The sequence below is a fragment of the Paraburkholderia hayleyella genome (assembly GCF_009455685.1).
GTDB classification, from domain to species: Bacteria; Pseudomonadota; Gammaproteobacteria; order Burkholderiales; family Burkholderiaceae; genus Paraburkholderia; species Paraburkholderia hayleyella.
This window is the reverse complement of sequence record NZ_QPES01000001.1, coordinates 2,259,027-2,277,047: the sequence shown is the minus strand read 5'-3', so window position 1 is coordinate 2,277,047 and position 18,021 is coordinate 2,259,027. Positions and strand designations below refer to the sequence as shown.

General features: G+C 62.5%; 14 protein-coding genes. 9 read left to right on the top strand and 5 right to left on the bottom strand.

Annotation, left to right across the window (positions count from 1 at the left end):
• The first annotated feature begins 52 nt into the window (after positions 1 to 52).
• The gene (locus tag GH657_RS10115; protein ID WP_153100641.1) at positions 53 to 553 is read left to right on the top strand and encodes a GNAT family N-acetyltransferase; all 501 of its coding nucleotides are present in this window, start codon (positions 53 to 55) and stop codon (positions 551 to 553) included.
• Complete coding sequence (locus GH657_RS10110) at positions 550 to 1,077, top strand: BCAL1086 family glycoprotein (protein WP_246174048.1); 528 nt, start codon at positions 550 to 552, stop codon at positions 1,075 to 1,077. The genes GH657_RS10115 and GH657_RS10110 overlap by 4 nt, the downstream gene beginning before the upstream one ends.
• Before the next feature lie 103 nt (positions 1,078 to 1,180).
• On the opposite strand, the gene GH657_RS10105 is transcribed toward GH657_RS10110, so the two are convergent.
• A complete protein-coding gene (locus GH657_RS10105; protein ID WP_343031265.1) occupies positions 1,181 to 1,819 on the bottom strand; it encodes a cysteine dioxygenase family protein in 639 nt (212 codons plus the stop codon).
• Between the two features lie 168 nt (positions 1,820 to 1,987).
• On the opposite strand from GH657_RS10105, the gene GH657_RS10100 reads away from it, so the two are divergent.
• Positions 1,988 to 2,455, top strand: coding sequence for an Lrp/AsnC family transcriptional regulator (locus tag GH657_RS10100; protein WP_153100640.1), 468 nt, complete (start codon positions 1,988 to 1,990; stop codon positions 2,453 to 2,455).
• Positions 2,456 to 2,575: 120 nt separating this feature from the next.
• Entirely contained in the window at positions 2,576 to 2,767 is a 192-nt protein-coding gene (locus tag GH657_RS10095; RefSeq protein ID WP_153100639.1) for a hypothetical protein, read from the top strand.
• A 46-nt stretch (positions 2,768 to 2,813) separates the two neighbouring features.
• On the opposite strand, the gene GH657_RS10090 is transcribed toward GH657_RS10095, so the two are convergent.
• Positions 2,814 to 5,270, bottom strand: coding sequence for an FUSC family protein (locus GH657_RS10090; RefSeq protein ID WP_153100638.1), 2,457 nt, complete (start codon positions 5,268 to 5,270; stop codon positions 2,814 to 2,816).
• Positions 5,271 to 5,522: 252 nt separating this feature from the next.
• Between GH657_RS10090 and GH657_RS10085 the strand changes: the two genes are divergently transcribed.
• From GH657_RS10085 to arfB, 4 genes are read left to right on the top strand one after another with little or no spacing between them, the layout of a single operon-like run.
• Positions 5,523 to 9,023, top strand: coding sequence for an exodeoxyribonuclease V subunit gamma (locus GH657_RS10085; protein WP_153100637.1), 3,501 nt, complete (start codon positions 5,523 to 5,525; stop codon positions 9,021 to 9,023).
• On the top strand, positions 9,020 to 12,853 hold the full coding sequence (recB, locus tag GH657_RS10080; protein WP_153100636.1) for an exodeoxyribonuclease V subunit beta: 3,834 nt from the start codon (positions 9,020 to 9,022) through the stop codon (positions 12,851 to 12,853). The genes GH657_RS10085 and recB overlap by 4 nt, the downstream gene beginning before the upstream one ends.
• Positions 12,850 to 14,997 carry an AAA family ATPase gene (locus GH657_RS10075; RefSeq protein ID WP_153100635.1) on the top strand — a complete coding sequence of 716 codons (2,148 nt, stop codon included), beginning with the start codon at positions 12,850 to 12,852 and terminating at the stop codon, positions 14,995 to 14,997. The genes recB and GH657_RS10075 overlap by 4 nt, the downstream gene beginning before the upstream one ends.
• A complete protein-coding gene (arfB, locus tag GH657_RS10070; RefSeq protein ID WP_153100634.1) occupies positions 14,994 to 15,404 on the top strand; it encodes an alternative ribosome rescue aminoacyl-tRNA hydrolase ArfB in 411 nt (136 codons plus the stop codon). Before GH657_RS10075 ends, arfB begins: the two co-directional genes overlap by 4 nt.
• 92 nt (positions 15,405 to 15,496) lie before the next feature.
• On the opposite strand, the gene GH657_RS10065 is transcribed toward arfB, so the two are convergent.
• On the bottom strand, positions 15,497 to 15,754 hold the full coding sequence (locus GH657_RS10065) for a DNA-binding protein (protein WP_153100633.1): 258 nt from the start codon (positions 15,752 to 15,754) through the stop codon (positions 15,497 to 15,499).
• 166 nt (positions 15,755 to 15,920) lie between these two features.
• Positions 15,921 to 16,151 carry a hypothetical protein gene (locus GH657_RS10060; protein ID WP_153100632.1) on the bottom strand — a complete coding sequence of 77 codons (231 nt, stop codon included), beginning with the start codon at positions 16,149 to 16,151 and terminating at the stop codon, positions 15,921 to 15,923.
• Between the two features lie 492 nt (positions 16,152 to 16,643).
• On the opposite strand from GH657_RS10060, the gene GH657_RS10055 reads away from it, so the two are divergent.
• Positions 16,644 to 16,970: a hypothetical protein gene (locus GH657_RS10055; protein WP_153100631.1), complete on the top strand. Its 327-nt coding sequence runs from the start codon at positions 16,644 to 16,646 to the stop codon at positions 16,968 to 16,970.
• Between the two features lie 642 nt (positions 16,971 to 17,612).
• On the opposite strand, the gene GH657_RS10050 is transcribed toward GH657_RS10055, so the two are convergent.
• On the bottom strand, positions 17,613 to 18,014 hold the full coding sequence (locus GH657_RS10050) for a transposase (protein WP_153100630.1): 402 nt from the start codon (positions 18,012 to 18,014) through the stop codon (positions 17,613 to 17,615).
• Positions 18,015 to 18,021 lie beyond the last annotated feature (7 nt).

Below are 18,021 nucleotides of genomic sequence, written 5' to 3'. Positions count from 1 at the left end.
ACTATAAAAACACCCATGCCCTATGCATATCGGACCAGGACGAATCTTCCCCATGTTTGCCATGCACAAGATGACCTGGCGCGCTTACGAAGCGTCTGACGGTCCGGCGCTCGCGGCGCTGTTCCAGGATGCCGTGCTGCATCTCGCGGCCGCTACTTACCCGCTTGAGGCCTTGCTGGCATGGTCAGCCGTAGCGGACGACCGTGCTGCGTTTAGCCGGCGCCTGGCCCGGGGCGTGACGCTGGTTGCACTGCGCGCGGACCAGCCACAAGGATTCGCCCAGCTATATCCCGAAAATAATATTGAGATGCTGTATGTTGTGCCGTCCGCCGCGCGTCAGGGCTTGGGCCACGCGCTGCTCATGCGGCTTGAGCGCATCGCGCGCCATGCCGGGGCAAGGCGTCTGACGGCCCGCGTGAGTCTTGGTGCTCGCGCCTGTTTTGAGCACGCAGGTTTTCAGGTGCTGGGCTCAGAGATTGTTCAACGTCACGGCGCGTCATTGCACCGTTTTCGCATGGAGAAGCCGCTCGATGCGGCTGCACTTTCGTTATGAAAAATTTTTCTTGTTTTTCGTTTTTATTGGCGTCGTCGTCTTCGCGTTTGTCGGCACCGCGGCGGCTGGCGGTGATGGCGTTGCTTTTGCCAGGCGTGCTGAGTCTGGGTGCCTGCGGCAAAGATGACGCCTCCGCTCATGCCACGAACGCGCTCAACGACATGGCGCGCCAGGCTAGCCAGGCGCTCGGCCAGGCCGCCAGTTTTGTCGGGCAGCAAGTCGATTCCGCCCGTGCCACCGCGCAGCAGCATCTGGATGCGGCCTTGCCCAATGACGCCGCGTCTGGGGCGGCGGCTTCGGCCCCAACTGCGGCCTCTGCCGCCAGCGCACCGGTCATGGTCTTGACGCCCGATGCCCTGGCGTCGAGTGCCCAGGCGCATTTGCGCGACACGGCGAGCACGGTGCTAGGCAAGGCAGCCGGTTTGACCGGTGCGGGTCTTGAAACCGCTGGACGCAAATTGCAGGAATGGTCAAGCCAGACGGCGACGGGCAAGGATGGCGCGCAACCAGAGAAAACGCCGTAATCCAAACGCCGTCCGTAATACAAACGCCGCAAACGCCGCAACCCGGCCTCGACGGTCAAGGCAGGCACGGGCGAACCGGGCGGCATTTTTCGCCCGGCTGGTTTCAGGCGTTATGTCTGATGGCATCGCTCGCGTCTGGCGCGACCGGCAAGATATCGTTGACGTGCGTGGCTATTTGCTCGCCGGCCACGGCATACAGATGCAATGACACGGCGGGAACATTCCCCAGGTTGCGCAATTGGTGAATCCCGCCGTGGCCGGCCGGGGCGAACGATACGGCGCCGGAATCACGCGGATGGGTGCGTGTCGCACGGGCATAGCCTGCCGCTTCATCCCAGGTGTAGACGGTTTCGCTCAAGGTGCCGTCGAGCACCGCATAGCCACACCACGTGTGATGCGCATGGACCGGACTGGCTTGCCCCGGCATCCAGACCAGCGCGGCGACGGCGTAACGGCCGTGAGGGTCGGCGGCGAGCAGGTGGCGCTGGTAAGTGTCGGGTGCGCCTTCGCGCTGGGCGGGCTTGAGCAGGTTGGGAGACGAGATAGCTTCGGCCAGCGCCTGGCGCACGCGCCGGCCAAACGCGCCGAGCTGCGAAGGCTGGGGAAATGCCTCGCAAGCCAGGCTGAGCGCCGTGCACAGACGCGCCAGCGGCATGCTGGCGGGCAGGGTGTACACGGCTTCAGCCGGGGCGTTTGGGGAAAGGCAGGCGTCGAGCATCGGCAGATCGGTGTCGTGGCGCATGGTATTGGAGTAGAGGGGTCGAGGGGGTAAAGAGAGAGCGGGAAGGACGCGGCACAGTGCTGCGGCGAACGTGTATTTATACCGCTGCGTCTGGAGAAAGAGTTTTCATATCATTCTGCTTATTTTGATTTCGATAGAATATATTTCTATTTTTTATCGAGGTGAGAGATGGATGCTATCGATATGACCCTGCTCGAACTGCTTCAGGGGGACGCTACCATTTCGATCGCCGAACTGGCGCAACGCGTCAATCTGTCGCAGACGCCTTGCTGGAAGCGCGTGCAGCGGCTCAAGGATACCGGCGTGATTCGCGCTCAGGTGACGTTATGCGATCCGCGCAAGCTGGGCGTGGGCACGACTGTTTTTGTCTCGATCCGGACCAGCGAGCATACGGAAGCCTGGGCCCAGGCTTTTACCCAGGCGGTGCGCGATATTCCGGAGGTGGTGGAGGTGTACCGGATGAGTGGCGAGACCGACTATCTGCTGCGCGTGGTGGTCTCGGATATCGACGATTACGACCGCGTCTACAAACTGCTGATTGGCGCGGTGCCGCTCTATGACGTCAGTTCGAGCTTCGCCATGGAGCAGATCAAATATTCGACCGCGTTGCCGGTGCGCTTGCCCCGTGGGAGCTGAGGTGTGCCACCCTGGCGGGCGAGTTGCCGACGCTTTGCCCGGGATTTGCGCCAGGCTCAGCGCCGCGCAGCGTAAAATGCGCGCTTTCAGTTTTGCCCTCCTACCCCCTGAGCCCATCCGATGACCCCTCCGCGCAAGAAAAATCCGACATCCGGCGTTGCTGTTCTTATTGTGGCCGTGGTGCTCTTCGTGCTGGCTACGCTGCTCTATAACGCGATTACTGAAAAACGCGATTACGACCGGCAAAATGACACGGCTTCAGCCACATCGGCCCGCGCCGCCAGCTTGCCTGCCGCCCACGCCTGCAGCTAGCCGCGCTGCAGGCACACCCAGCGCCCAGACGTCGAACTTCAAGAGCTCAGGTTTCAGGCAGGCGAATCACACTGGCATCCTTGCGAATCAGCGTGGCCGCCAAAATCATCTGTTTGCACTGGTGAGCGAGCTGTTTGAGTTCGGCGATGGCGTCCGCTGAGGCTTCCGCTGTTTTTTCCACTTCGATCACCATCGCGTCGAGCTCGCGCGCCATCTGTTTGGAGAGGCTGGCTTGATCGGCGGGGAGGGCTGCGCCCGATTCGGCTTGCGTCAGCATGTCGCGGATCAGCGTTAGCGCGCGCTGCAAGGGCTGGTACGGCCCCTCTTGCTGTTGCGCCGTGGTCCGCAGCAAGGGTGCAGCGGCCGTGATTTGCGCCGCCAGTTCATGGCTGCGCACGAGCAGGTCATTGAGTTCGGGAACAAACTTCTGCGCGGCCTTGGGCTCAAGCATCATGCGCTGAAAGGCCTGGCCCAGATTGGCGAACGCAATATGAACGTTTTTACGTGCCAGCCGATAGCGGAAATCACGATCGAGCGCGTTGACCACTGCCACGGCCGCCGACATGGCGCCCCCCGTCTTGCCTGAGGTAGCCGTTGACGCGGCGGCGGCCGCTGCCGCGGTTGCTGCCGCTGCGGCCGCTTCGGGCCCGGACGCGTGCGCGCTGAGCGTGCCAGAGGCGCTCAAGACGCCGGCGCCAGGGTCTGCCGTGGTACCTGCTGCGGCAACACTTGCTGTGGCCGGCGCCGCGCCCGGTCCAGCCGTGGCCATGGCGCCCGCTGCCACAGGCTTGCCGCTCCACCACCAACTCGCCTCAAGATACTGCCGCGTCGCCACGATCATGTCGTTGACCAGCTTGCCCATCAGCCGGTATTCCCAGTAGGGGAACAGATGGCTGGCGGCAATGGCGATAGCACAGCCGACCACGGTATCAATGGCGCGCTCGCCGATGATGCGCATATTGCCGGGCGCCAGCAGATCGAACATCAGCAATACATACGAGGACGTGAACACCACGCTCGCGGTGTAGTTGAACAGCAGCAGGCTATAGCTCATCACCATCGAGGCGAACATCGCCACCATCAGCAGATGAGGCTCCTTGACCGTGACCATCAGCGCGATACTCGCGGCGCAGCCAATCAGCGTGCCGACAATCCGTTGGCCGTTGCGCTGTTTGGTCAGCGAATAGCCGGGTTTCAGGATGATGACGGTGGTCATCACGATCCAGTAGGCATTGGTGAGCGGCAGCAGGCGCCCGAGCCAAAAGCCGATCGCCACCGCGATCGTGACGCGCAGCGCGTGGCGAAAGCTCGGCGACGCCATGGTCAGGTTCGAGAAAATTTGCAGATAGGGCACGCGACGGCTCGAGACGAAACGCGATAGCGCCTGGTCGATGCGTAGCTCGGTTTCGGTGGTGGTGGCTTCGTTCGACAGGCTCTGGCGCATCTTGTCGATCAGGCGTGTGGAACTCCAGATGCGGCGAAAGGTGGCCGACACCGCTGCGTAGGCCTCGGGGTTTTTCGCGGGAAACTCCTGCCGCCGCATCTGCTCGAGCTCGTACTCGATGGCGCGCAGTTCGGCTTTGACGTTGGTGCGCAGACGCGGCGGGCGGTTTTGCAGCACCGCGAGGCCGATTTCCTCGAGATCGGCCGCCGCCTTGCGGATCAGGTCGCGGTAAAAAATCATCAGATCCGAGCCGCCGAAGGTATTACGCGCCAACGGGTAGTCGGTATGTGCGCCAACAAATAACTCGTGCAGGTCGACGGTATTGATGAACAGGTTGAAGAGCATCGCGCGGCGCGGGTTGAGACGGCCGCTTTTGAGTTGCGGCAGGTTACGCAGCACGATGTCGCGCGCGGCATCCTGGCGCTCGACGGCGGCGATCTGGCGTGCCACCAGATTGCGATAGCACTCGTCGAGGTCATTGTCGATGTCGTAAAAATCCGCCCGGGCGAGCAGGTAATCCGCGCAGGCGAAGACGCTTTCAGCCAGCGCTTGCTGCTCGATGCGATGCATCTGCCAGCGGCTGACGAAGGTCGACCAATAGGTGTACCAGAGGCCGCCCGCCAGCATCCACGAGGCATTGATGAGCGCCTGCAGGGGCGTGAAATGATCTTCGAGCGTCATGATCATCATGAAGAGCGTGGCGAAGCTGATCTGCGGCCAGCGATTGCCATACACCACGATCAGCGACAGCACGAAGGTCAGCGGCACGACGGTGCACCAGAGCGTCACCGGATTGACCGTCGCCAGCCCCGTGGCGAGCGCGGCCAGAAAGCCGATCACCGAACAGGCCAGCATTTCGTTGTGTTTGTATTTCAGGGGGCCGGGCATATCGACGACACAGGCGCCCAGCGCGCCCGTGGCAATCGTGAAACCGAGCTCACGGTTGTGAAAGACGATCAGGCACAAAACCGCCGGTAACGAGACCCCCACCGCGATACGCAAACCGCCATAAAAATACTGGCTATAGAGAAATTTTTTGATTTCAACCGAGTAGCGCATCGCCTGCCTGGATTTTCATGCGTGAAAGAACAACAAAACGACAAAACGATGGAACAACGCCATGAGGGTTCACCCCAAGAGGCGTCGAGTCTAACTGATGTACAACGGCTTTTGCAGTGATTCTGGCTGGCTTGAGGTCCTATCCCATCAGGCTATCTAGCCCGGCCCCTGACGCGTTTGCTATGCTGGGCGCCTTCTTTTCTGTGCGGCTGGGTGAAGCGCTCTTTGGCCGCCGGTTTCCTCGTGGGTTCCATGCTTGAGATTTTCTATTCGAACCGGTACGAAACACTGCTGGACACCTTGCTTGAAGACCTCAGCCGTCACCCGTCCGGGCCATGGTCGGCGCAACCGGTCATCGTCGCTAGCGCGGCCATGAAGCGCAATCTTGAACTGGCCATTGCCACGCGCGCAGGCATTTGCGCCAACTTCGAATTCTGCTATCTCGCGCAATGGCTCTGGGCCCGTATTGGCGGCGTGATACCCGTGCCCGCACAGTCGCCTTTTGCCCCTGACAGGCTGGTGTGGTGTTGCTACCAGTTGCTCGGCGAGACCGCCGAATCGGCGCCCTGGCTCGGCTCGCAGCGCCTGCGCACCTATCTTGGCGCAGCGGATGCATCGATGCGTTACGAACTGGCACAGCGCATCACGACGGTGTTCGACCACTATCTGACGTATCGCCCCGAATGGCTGCTGCACTGGCAAGCGGGCGGTTCGATTTTTGCGGGCGCACAGGGGCTTGAGGCAGCCGCAGCGGGTGCCGCGGCAGGCGGGCCGCGGCTGATGGGCGCCAGTGCCGCTGCGCGGGAAGATGAGCGCTGGCAGTCTGCCTTGTGGCGCGCCATCCTGACCGCCCTGGCGGGCGAGCATCAGGCTGGCCCGACAGCGCTGCCCCCGGCCTACCGTTTTCTCGCGGAAGTCGGCCAGTACGATCTCGACACCCTGGCACGCGCGCAATGGCCCGAGGCCGTCAGCATTCTTGCCTTGCCCACCATGCCGCCGTTGCATGTCGCGCTGCTGCGCGAGCTGTCGCGCTGGATCGACATACGGCTATATGTGATCAACCCGTGCCGCGAGTTCTGGTTCGACATCGTCAGCGAGCGTCGTCTCGATGCGCTTGAGGTTGCCGGGCAGCGTGACTTCCATGAGGTCGGACATCCGCTGCTGGCCGAATGGGGGCGGCAAACCCAGGCGCAACTTCATATGTTGCATGAGCTGACGGAACGCACGGCGTCTGTCGAAGCGGCGCATTTCACCGGGAATGCCGCGCCGACCTGGCTGGCCGCAATCCAGAACGCGATGCTCGACTTGCAGCCCGAAATTCCCATTGAGGTTGCGCCAGCGGAGGCCGGGATCGAGGTCCATGTCTGCCATAGCCTCTCGCGCCAGCTTGAGGTATTGCATGACCGGCTGCTGGGCTGGTTCAACGCCGATGACAGCCTGCAGCCGTCCGATGTGCTGGTGGCATTTCCGGATCTGGCGGTGGCGGGGCCGCTCATCGACGCTGTTTTTGGCACCGAGCCAGGCGGTGACACAAGCCGCATTCCGTATCGCATCACGGGGTTACCGCCATCGCAGGCTAATCCGCTGGCACGGGTGCTGCTCGACTGGCTGGCGTTGCCTGAGCGCCAGGTCAATGCTCCCGCGTTGATCGAGTGGTTACGGGTTGAGGCCATCGCCGTGCGTTACGGGATTGACGCCGTGGCGCTCGAAACCGTGCAGGGCTGGCTGGCGGCAGCGGGCGCCCGGCGCGGTTTTGCCCCGGCTGGGCCGGTGCGGGTAACAGAATCAACCGGAGCCACGGGAGCCATGGAGTTCGCTGAGCCCACTGAGCCCACTGAGCCGCATGGCGGTGCGGTGCCGGTGGCTCGCCACACCCTGGCCGATGCCCTGACGCGGCTTTTTCTGGGCTATGCCTTGCCGGATGGCGCGGAACCGGTGGCGGAGTGGCTGCCTGTCGCTGGGGCGGAGGGGGCAAAGGCGCAGTTGCTGGGCCGCCTTGCGTGTTTTGTCGACGATCTGGAGCATTTCGCCACGCGTTGTACGAGCGGCCATACCCCTGCGGCGTGGGCTCAGTTGCTGCTCGATACGCTGACCACCTGTTTCGCTGAGGGCATCGGCTTTGCCGATGCCCTCAGCGAAGTCCGCGCGGCCATTGATGCCATGACTGAAGCGATGGCCGCAGGTGCGGCCGATAGCGTGCTGCCCGCTGCCGTGGTGCGAGCCGCGCTCGCCGCAACGCTGGACGATCCCGCTCGCGGCGGTGTGCCATGGGGCAGTGTGACCTTCTCCTCGCTGACCAGTTTGCGCGGCTTGCCATACCGCGTTGTGTGTCTGCTTGGAATGGACGATGGCTTGCTGCCGAGCCTCGCGCGGGCCGACGAATTCGATCTGATGGCCGCATTTCCCAAACCGGGCGACCGGCAGCGCCGCGATGATGAGCGCAACCTGTTTCTCGATTTGCTGCTGGCGGCGCGGGACCGTTTGCTGATCGCCTACACCGGACGCAGCATCCGTGACAACGCACCGTTGCCGCCCGCCGCGCTGGTTGACGAGCTGCTCGACCATCTCGCCCGGCTTGCGGCGGGCGAGGGCGCGAGCCCCGCGGCAATCAGCGCGGCGCGCCAGGCCTTCGTGGTGGAACATCCCTTGCAGCCTTTCGCGGCGGATTACTTTATGGGCGCGGGCGGCAGGCTACTGTCATACGACCGTGAACGAGCCCGGCTCGCAGGCCTGCTGGCCGACGCCACCCGCCGTAACGTGCTGCCGTTTTTCCGCGAGCCGCTGCCAGAGGTTGCGCTGGACACGTTGGCCTTCGACGATTTTCAGCGCTTTTGGCGTCATCCCGCGCGTGCCCTGTTGCGTGACCGGCTGGGCCTCGTACTGTGGTCCGGCATGGATGCGCTGCCTGAGCTTGAGCCGTTCGAGCTGGATTACGAGGGCCGCGATGCGCTGGCCGAGCGGCTCTTGCCCATGCTGCTCGAACCCGGCGCGGGACAACGGGCCTTCGAGCGTGTGCAGCGGATCGCGGCAGCGAGTCCTGAGTTGCCCGGTGGCGCGACGGGCAAGGTGTGGCAGGCCCGCGAAATCGAAGGCTTGCATCAGCTTGCGCTAGGCGTGCAGCGTGAGATGGCGGGCGGGGGAGAGCGCTTGCCGTTCGTGCTGAACCTTGAGCCGCGCTGGCCTGAAACTCCGGCTGATCCGCAAAGCGGGCGCGAGGCCTCCTTCCAGGGCACGGCGCTCTTTGGCCCGTATGACGCCACGTTGCGTGCCTTTGCCGAAGCGCCCATGCAGTTACACGGCACGCTGAATCTGTTGAGTGCCACCGGGCAAATCATTTTTCGTTACGCCAGGCCCACCGCACGGGATTACCTCGCAGCCTGGCTGGCGCATCTGGTGTATTGCGCGGTGCGCCCGGAGGGGCCCTGCCGGACGCTGTGGCGGGGCCTGGACGCAGGTTTCGCGTTCACGCCGGTGGCCGCGCCGCTGGTGCATCTGGCGCCGCTCGCGGCCCTGTTTCGCGCGGGCCAGCGGCTGCCGCTGCGGTTTTTTCCGAAAAGCGCCTGGGCCAAGGTCCGCGAGGGCGATGCCGCGGCGCACAGCGTCTGGATCAACGAGCGTATTCGTGGCGAAGCGGACGATCCCGCGTTGCAACTCGCGTGGCGTGGCCTGCCGCTGACACTCGATGAGCCTTTCGGCATGCTGGCGGCGATAGTGTTCGAGCCGCTGGTGCGTCATTTGCAGGAGGCGCCATGAACGGCCTCACCCCCAAGGTTGCCACTGTCACGGCCGCCACCGCCACTGCCACTGCGGCGGCGGAACTCGATGTTTTCAGCTGCGCGCTGGATGGCGTGAACCAGATCGAAGCCTCGGCAGGAACCGGCAAGACCTGGAACATCTGCGCCCTCTATGTACGCCTGCTACTGGAAAAGCGTCTGGACACCGGACAGATCCTCGTCGTGACCTTTACCAAGGCAGCGACAGCCGAGCTGCACGAACGGATTCGCGCCCGCCTTGCGCAACTGTTGAGCGCGCTTGAGCGCGACGCCCCCCAGGGCGATCCCTTCCTCGAAAGCTTGTTCAAGACCACCCTGGCACCCGGTAGCGGGCTTGAACGCGAGCAGGCGCGCAAACGGGTGAAGAGCGCGCTAGGCACCTTCGATCAGGCGGCGATCCACACCATCCATGCGTTTTGCCAACGCGCGCTGCAAGAAGCGCCGTTTGCCGCGGCGATGCCCTTCGTCTTCGAGATGGAAGCCGATGATGCGGTGTTGCGTTTCGAGCTGGCGGCTGATTTCTGGCGCGAACAGGTGGAGCCGGTTGCGGCGGCACACCCGGCATTTGCCGCCTGGCTGGTGGCAAAACGCGCGGGCCCGGCGGCGCTCGACATGCAGCTTGTGCGGCGTCTGAAAAAACCCCTCGCGCAATTGCGCTGGGGTTTCATCGGCCAGCCTGCAGAGGCCGCACATGCAGAGCCGCAGGCTGTTTTTAGCGCGCTGCGTGAACGCTGGCTCGCGCAGCAAGACGAGATCACGCATTTACTGGCCGCAGCCGAAGCGCGTCTAAGCCGTACCTCGCACAAACCGGAAGTCATCCGTGCGGCGCTGGCTGCATGGGAGAGCTATCTGGCTCCAGAGGCCAGCTTTGCCGCACCGCCACGTATTGCCTTGAAACTCACTGCCAGTGCGCTGGCGAAAGCCACCAAGGTGCGTCAGGCGCCGCCCGTCCATTCTTTTTTCATGCTTGCGGACGAACTGGCCGCCGCCACGCTCGCCGCCGACGAAGCGCAGCAACGGCGCTGGCTGCAACTGATCCAGAGATGGCTGGATGACGCTCCGGCTGAACTGGCCGCGCGCAAGCGGGCGCGCCGCGTGGTGTCGTTCGATGATCTGCTGTCGAACCTGTTCCAGGCGCTAGCCGCGCATCCGTGGCTTGCCGAAACACTGCGCACCCGTTATCCCGCCGCGTTGATCGACGAGTTCCAGGATACCGATCCGCTGCAGTTTTCGATCTTTAACCGGATCTTTGCGCCAGCGGGCCCGCTCTTTCTGGTGGGCGATCCGAAGCAGGCGATCTACAGCTTCCGCGCCGCCGATCTGCACACCTATCTCGCGGCTCGTGCGGCTGCCAGCGCACGCTATACGCTGGCGATCAACCAGCGCTCCAGCGCACCGCTGGTTGAAGCCTGCAACAGGATCTTCAGCGCGAATCCGCACGCATTCGTGTTCGATGGGCTGAATTACCAGCCGGTGCGGGCGGGCGAGCGGCAGCGTGTCGCGCTGAGCGACAGCGCGGCACCAGGGGCACAGCCCGTGGAGGGTTTGCGCGTGTGGCGGCTGGCCGAAGGCGATGCCGTGCTGACGAAGCGCGAGGCGCAGCGTGCGGCGAGCCAGGCCTGTGCCGCGGAGATCGTGAGGCTGTTGCGTGGCGCGCGCGAAGGCACGGTACGGCTGGGCGAGACGCCCTTGGCGCCGGGCCAGATCGCCGTGCTGGTGCAGACTCACCGCCAGGGTAGCCAGATCAAGCGCTCGCTCGCGGAATGGGGCGTGGGCAGCGTCGAGCTGGCTCAGGCTTCGGTCTTTGCCACGCCCGATGCCGAACAGATCGAACGGGTGCTGAATGCGGTCGAAACGCCAGGCGATTTGCGCCGCTTGCGTGCCGCGCTGGCAACGGACTGGATCGGATTGAGCGCGACTGCGCTATGGCAGCAGCAGGCCAGCGAGACCCAGGATCTGACGGAAGAGGGCGAAGGGGGAACGCCCGGACCCAGGGCTGGGCATGCCGGTACCGGGCCTGAAAGCACCGAAAGCACCGGAAGCACCGACGCCATGGTGTGGGTCGAACGTTTTTCGCGTTATCGCTTGTTGTGGCTCGAACGCGGCTTCGCGGTGATGTGGCGCGTGCTGATGCGTGAGCTGGGCATCGCCCGGCAACTCGCAGCCGGGCCCGACGGCGAGCGCCGTCTGACCAATGCCAGTCATCTGGCGGAACTGTTGCAAGCGCGTGCCGCCGCGCAGCCGGGTATCGCGCCGACATTGCGCTGGCTGGCTGTACAGCGCGTCCAGGGCGGAGGCGAGGAAGCTCAACTAAGGCTTGAGTCCGACCGCAATCTGGTGCAGATCGTCACGGTTCACAAGGCCAAGGGGCTGGAATACGCGGTGGTGTTTTGTCCGTTTCTCAACGATGGCGCATTGCGCGAGCCCACCGCGTCGGGCTTGCCCGATGCCCGCGAATATCACGATGAAACGGGCCAGGCGATATTGCATTACGGCTGCGATGACGAGCAGGCCGAACACGCGCTAACCATGGCCCGGCGCGAGCAGGCTGCAGAGCGGGCCCGGCTCGTGTATGTCGCCTTGACGCGCGCGGTGTATCGCTGCTACCTGGTGAGTGGCCCCTATCTGGTATCCCGTTCGAACAGGGAATCGCGGCGCAGCGTGCTGAACTGGCTGGTGGCGGGCCGTGGCCAGGCGTTTGACGACTGGCTGGCGGAGCCGCCCGACGAGAACATGCTGACGCAGTGCTGGCACGATCTGACGCAAGGTTCCGCCCCGGGCCCCGTGACGCTGGAAGCCTTGCCGGTGCCCGCGCAATGCGTGCCGCTCGAGCCGCTGCAAAGCGGCGCTGAAGCCATTGAGGCGCAAGTGAGCCAGCGTTTCGTGCGTGAAACCTGGCGGATGGCGAGTTTCAGCGCAATGATCGCCGCGGGTGCCCGGATGGGTGCGATGCCGATGTCGCAGCACGAGACAGAGAGTCTTCCCGATCACGACCAGACTGCGGCTAGCCTTGCCGCCGGTCTCGCTCCCGTCCTGCCATGGCCGCTCGACGCAACGGCGCAGGCGCGGGCAGCTGACGATATCCTTGCCTTTCCACGAGGCCCCGCCGCAGGTGAGTGTTTGCACAAAATGTTTGAGCTGGCGGATTTCAGCGCGCCGCAAACCTGGCCCCAGGTCATCCAGCGCGCGTTGCGCGAGCGGCCGGTGAGCGCACCGGCCGCGCTGGCCCAACGTCTGCCCACGATGATGCAGACTTTGCTCGCCGATGTGAGCGCAACGGAGCTGGTGCCCGGCATGACGCTCGCGGGCCTCGACCATGGCCGCAGGCTCAATGAACTGGCTTTTCTGTTCCCGGCTCCGGCGCTCGATTTCACCGTGTTGCGCACCCGCCTGGCCGAGGCGGGCTATCCCGATGTGCTGCTAGAGGCTGGCGTCTTGCACGGTTTCATCAAGGGATTTATTGACATGATCGTTGAGCACGACGGGCGCTTCTGGATCATCGACTGGAAATCCAATTATCTTGGCGAGACTGCGGAGGCTTATGCCGCGGCTTCGCTGGAGGCCGCGATGGCGCAGCATGCCTATCACCTGCAAGCCCTGCTGTATACCGTGGCACTACACCGCTATCTGAAGACCCGCGTGCGGAACTACGCCTATGAAACCCATATCGGCGGTTATCTGTATCTGTTCGTGCGTGGCGTGCGGCCTGCCTGGCGCCATGCTGGGACGGCGGCGGGGGTGCATGCGCGCTGTCCGGATGCCGTGCTGGTCAACTGGCTTGACCAGTTGATGGAGGGGGCGATTTCATGAGCGAGCTTGAGCAGTCCGTTCAGACCGGTGCGCGTGATGCCGTACCAGACTCTATCCAGGATGCCCCGCATGAAACCCCGTCAGGCGCAGCGCCGATGGATGCCGGGAGCGCCTTGGCGCAAGGTCTGGCGCACCGGCTCAGTGTTCTGGCACGACAGACAGGGGCCTCCGCCGCTAGCGTCCAATGGGTGGCCCGTGCGGCTGAAGCGATCAGCCGTGCGACCGCCGAAGGCCATGTCTGCCTGTCCCTGCAAGCGCTCGCGCAGCATGACGCGGTACCCCTTGAGACGGTGCGGGCCGCTTTGCTGGCGAGTGGTGTCGTGAGTGACGCCATGAGCGGCCTTCAGGATGGCGCTGGGCTGAGGCCGCTGGTCATCGATCCGCAAAATCGGCTTTATCTCGCGCGTTACTACGACTATGAGCGCCGTTTTGCCGCCGCGCTGGTGGCGCATGCGCATGGCGTGCCGGAAACAGGCGCGGTGCTTGCCCAACCAGCTAGCCCTGTTGTGCCAGCGGCTGCACTCCGTGCGCGGTTGCTCCAGTTTTTTGGCACGCCCCATGACGAGGCGCCTGACTGGCAGCGTCTCGCGGCGGTGATTGCACTGTCCGGGCCGCTTACCGTGGTTTCGGGCGGGCCGGGCACGGGCAAAACGACGACCGTGGTGGGCGTGCTCGCGTGTTTGCTGGATACCTGCGCCGATTTGCGCATTGCTTTAGCCGCGCCGACAGGCAAAGCCGCCCAGCGCATGCAGGAAGCGCTGGCCGAGCGCGCCGGTGCCTTGCCTGCCGCGCTGGCGGCACGCTTGCCGCATACGTCCTATACGCTGCATCGTTTGCTGGGGTATCGCCCAGATGGTGGCTTGCGTTATCACCGGGATAATCCGCTGCCTTATGACGTACTCGTCGTTGACGAAGCATCGATGATCGATGTTGCGATGGCGGCCCACCTGTTCGATGCTATTGCCCCGGACACCCGGGTGGTGTTGCTAGGCGACAAGGACCAGCTTGCGGCGGTTGAGGCGGGCGCTGTATTTGCCGAACTCAGCGCCCGGCCTGCGTTTAGTTCAGCGGGGCTGGCACGGTTGGCTGCCGCGCTCGATCTCGAGCCGCAACGCCTGATTGCCTCGTTGCCCGAGGAGGCGCGTCAAGTGACGGTAACAACGGTGCAGGCAACGGTTGAGGCTGCCGGCACGGATCCTGGCGAGCCACGCGAGGCCGCTCGGGCTTTTGCTGTTGCGCGTTTGCCGGCCGCGGCGCCCATGGGGCACGCGGTGGCGAATCCATGGTTGCGCCAGCCGCAGTCCGACCAGGTCGCGCTGGCCGATTGCGTGGTCTGGCTGGAGCGTAATTACCGCTTTGGCCTGACGTCGCCGATTGGGCAGTTTTCGCTAGCGATACGGCGTGGCGAGGTAGACAAGGCGCTGGCCGCGCTCGCTTATAACCCCACCGAACCCTGTCCGGCCGCCTTCTACGAAGATTCCGCGACGCTGCTCAAGCCATCGACTCTGGCACGGCTAAGCACCGGATTTGCGTCTTATGCCGAGGCGCTTGGCCATGAGCTTGCGGCAACGGTGCCTGACCTGACACGGCTTTTTGACGCCTTGAACTGTTTTCGCATTCTGTGCGCAACCCGTGCGGGGCCGCGCGGCGTCGATTCGCTCAATGAGCTGATGGCTGGGCAATTACAGCGCGCTGTCCGTTTGCCACGCGTGGTGGGTACCCCCTGGTTTGCCGGGCGGCCCGTGATGGTCACGCAAAATGACGCGGCGCTGGGCCTGTTCAATGGCGATACGGGCATTGCCTTGCCAGACGCCGATGGCGCGCTGAAGGTGTATTTCCGCACAGGAAAGGGGGCGGTGCGCAGCTTGTCGCCTGCCGCATTGCCACCGCATGATACGGCGCTCGCCTTGACCGTCCATAAATCGCAAGGATCGGAATTCGAGCATGTTGCGCTGATGTTGCCAGAGGCTGCGAGCCGGGTGCTTTCGCGCGAACTGGTCTACACCGCCGTGACTCGCGCGCGAATGCGCATCGAAATCACGGGCGCACGCACGGTACTGGCACAGGCGATCGCTACCCCTACGCAACGCGATTCGGGCTTGGCCACGCGTATTGCCGAGGCGCTGGCCGCACGCAACGCATGACGACGACCCCGCGCTATCCGGTGCCTTTGCACGAAATCGAACTCACGGCTGTGCGCGCCCAGGGCGCAGGCGGACAGAACGTGAACAAGGTGTCGAGCGCGATTCATCTGCGTTTCGATATTCGGGCTTCATCGTTGCCCGAAGTGCTGAAGATGCGCTTGCTCGCGTTATCCGATCACCGCGTGACACGCGATGGCGTGGTGGTGATCAAGGCGCAAGAACACCGCACGCAGGAGATGAACCGCATCGCAGCATTAGCGCGTCTTGATGGCTTGATCGAAAGCGTCAGCGTGACACGCAAGGCGCGGGTTGCCACCCGGCCAACGCGTGCTTCCCAGCATCGCCGGCTTGAGGGTAAGGCAAGGCGCGGTGAGATCAAGCTGGGACGCGGGCGAATCAGTGATTAACGAGGCTGAAACGGGGGCTGAATTTGCCGCTGCCCGCCGTTGCTTGGCCACACGTGGCCCAAGCGCGGATAACGCTGGGATGAAAAGTGAGGTTAATGCTCTGTCTGAGGCACATCCAGAATCAGGATGATGGTCCAGTCCGCATCACCTTCATGGTGATACTGGCGTTCAACGACGATAAACGGCTGTTGTTTGCCCGCTGGGCCGAGGAACAGGACATCGCCTTCCATGGGTAGGCATTCGACTGGCGGGAGCGCAAGAAACGCCTCCTGGTTGCCACGCGGCATGAGTTTTTCGATCTTGCGCGAAGCGGCTTCGGTCCATTCGATGTCTAACTGAATATTGCTCATGGGGGTTCTCCGCAGCAAAGTGCGCATGGGTTGGCAGGCGTTTCGGTGCGCGACTCTAGCATATTGGAGGAGGGGGTTTGCCAATAAAAAGCTGAAGCCGACAGGGTCGGCTTCAGCTTTAACCGCAATTGCGGCATGACGCTTATTCGTTCGTCGCTAGTGCTGCTTATTTGGCAGGCTTTTTATGATGTTTTGTTTTTTTGTGCTCTATTTTGTGATGTGTGAGGGGCATGGCTGGGGTTGAGTGTTGCCGCGCTTGCAGATCCTGTGCGCGTTGCTCGACTGCCGCTGCGCGCGCTGGATCGGTGCTCATCGTGATGCCATTGTCTGTCTGGGCATAAGCCGTGCTGGCCAATGCGGAAAACGAAACCAGAATTGCCAGGGACACTTTTTTCATCGTTACCTCCGAAGGACGGTTAGGGATTCGGGTATTGCCTGTCTCTTGTTTAGTGGAAAAGACACCGCATTCTAGCTAGCAATATCTACTCCATCAGTCACTTCATGAAATATTTGACGGTTGGTTACATTTTGTCACGTGTGGTTTGGGTATTTAGCAACAATGCTGCGTATTTGCCTGTATGAATTCAATGAAAAAATATGCGGAATGGATTGCAGCAAATATAGTGGATCCGAGGATGTGCGGTTCCCATAAGCGAATCTGTGTTTAACGCTATTTCAATCGTGGCCAAACGCTTGGGTTAGCCTGTGATGCGAGCCTTCTGATCCAGCAAAAAATGATATTTAAGTGAATGCAAGTCAAGTAAATGGGGTAACGTATCATTTTGGAGATGGCGTGGACGGGTATTGCGTCTTTACCATCCGATGCTATAGATGCTGTACTGCCACGCCGTAAAAATGATTCGCGGTTGCACTTTAAGAAAAAAGCCAGATGACTAGGTATTCCAACGAAGCTGTGCTTGAAGCGCTAAGGCGGGCGCAATACCGTCAGGTTCCCTGGGCCCGGCGGCCTGGCGCTTTTGAATATTTACGCCGACTCGGTTTGATGGAAACGGTTAGGCAACGTACTGTTGCTCCTGCGCCAGGCTTTCATGCGCCAGTGGACATTGCCGTGTTGACCGAACGAGGTCGTTTAGAGTTTGCCCGGCTTGCCCGTAATGAGCGTTTGCCAAACTGGGACGCATTCAGAAGTGCGGAATATGCCGTGGTGGAAAGCGGCGCAACCGAGGCGCCGACGGCTATCGAAACCGGTTTATAGCCGCTGTTTGCTAAAAGCCCGGCTAAATAGCTCCATATGGCCGGGCTTAATGCTGGCTGACTGTCTGGCCCCAGGCGGAGAACATGTTTCAGCGCTGTGCATGCGCTTTCAGGCGTTGCTATTGCGTTTTTTAGTGGTGCAGCTGATTTTCAGTGCGCGTTGGCCCCGCGCGTCGTTGTGCATTATCCAAAATATCGTTGCGTAAATCCCCGCGCGGGACCGGCGGGGTAAACGTGCGGTCTGGTATTTTATTCATGCTTTGCGCCTGGGGGACTGACGCTTCCCCATTCCGGGGCGATAGCGATGTCTGGACGTCCGCTAGCGCACTCAGCGAAGACAAAACAATGCCACATAAAAACACGGACATTGATTTCATCGCGGACTCCCATCAGGCTGGTCGCTACAGGTGGGCTCACATGTGGGTAACGATAAGCCGATGGATGAAGGCTCGTTGTAAATAATCGTAATGGGATGTTTCGACGCAATTCACATTCTGGTTCGAGCTGAGTCGAAACCTGCTGCCAGCTTTCCTGAACCCCATGCCTGCCTGCTGTTTTGCAGAATCAAAAAGCGATGGGCAAAAAAGCGGCATGATGACATGGCGGCATTGCCCGGCAACGGTGTCGGGTTCAGGTGCACACGTTATGCCATTTTAACGGGGGCTCTCCACGATTCAGGATTAGTCCAGAATGCACCGCGGATACGGTCGCGGCTGGGAGGTGCAACAGGCTTGGAGGCTGTCGCGCCGATGCGTCCCCGTAACGAAATTTCGCGGCCATTGGTGCTAAGGCGTCGAACGATCTCGGCCAGCGTGCCATCCGTTTGCCATTCGTCGAAGCGGCGGCGACATGTTGGCGGGGACGGGTAGCGGCCTGGCAGCTTGGACCAGCCTTCGCCCGTTGAGAGTACCCACAGCACGGCATTGACAACCGCGCGAGCTTCGACGCGAGGCCGTCCGCGCCGCTCGCTGCGTTCAGGCTCCGCGCAAAAGAGCGCCTCGACTAGCATCCATTCGTTGTCTTTTAAATCGTCGAACAGCATCATGTTTCAC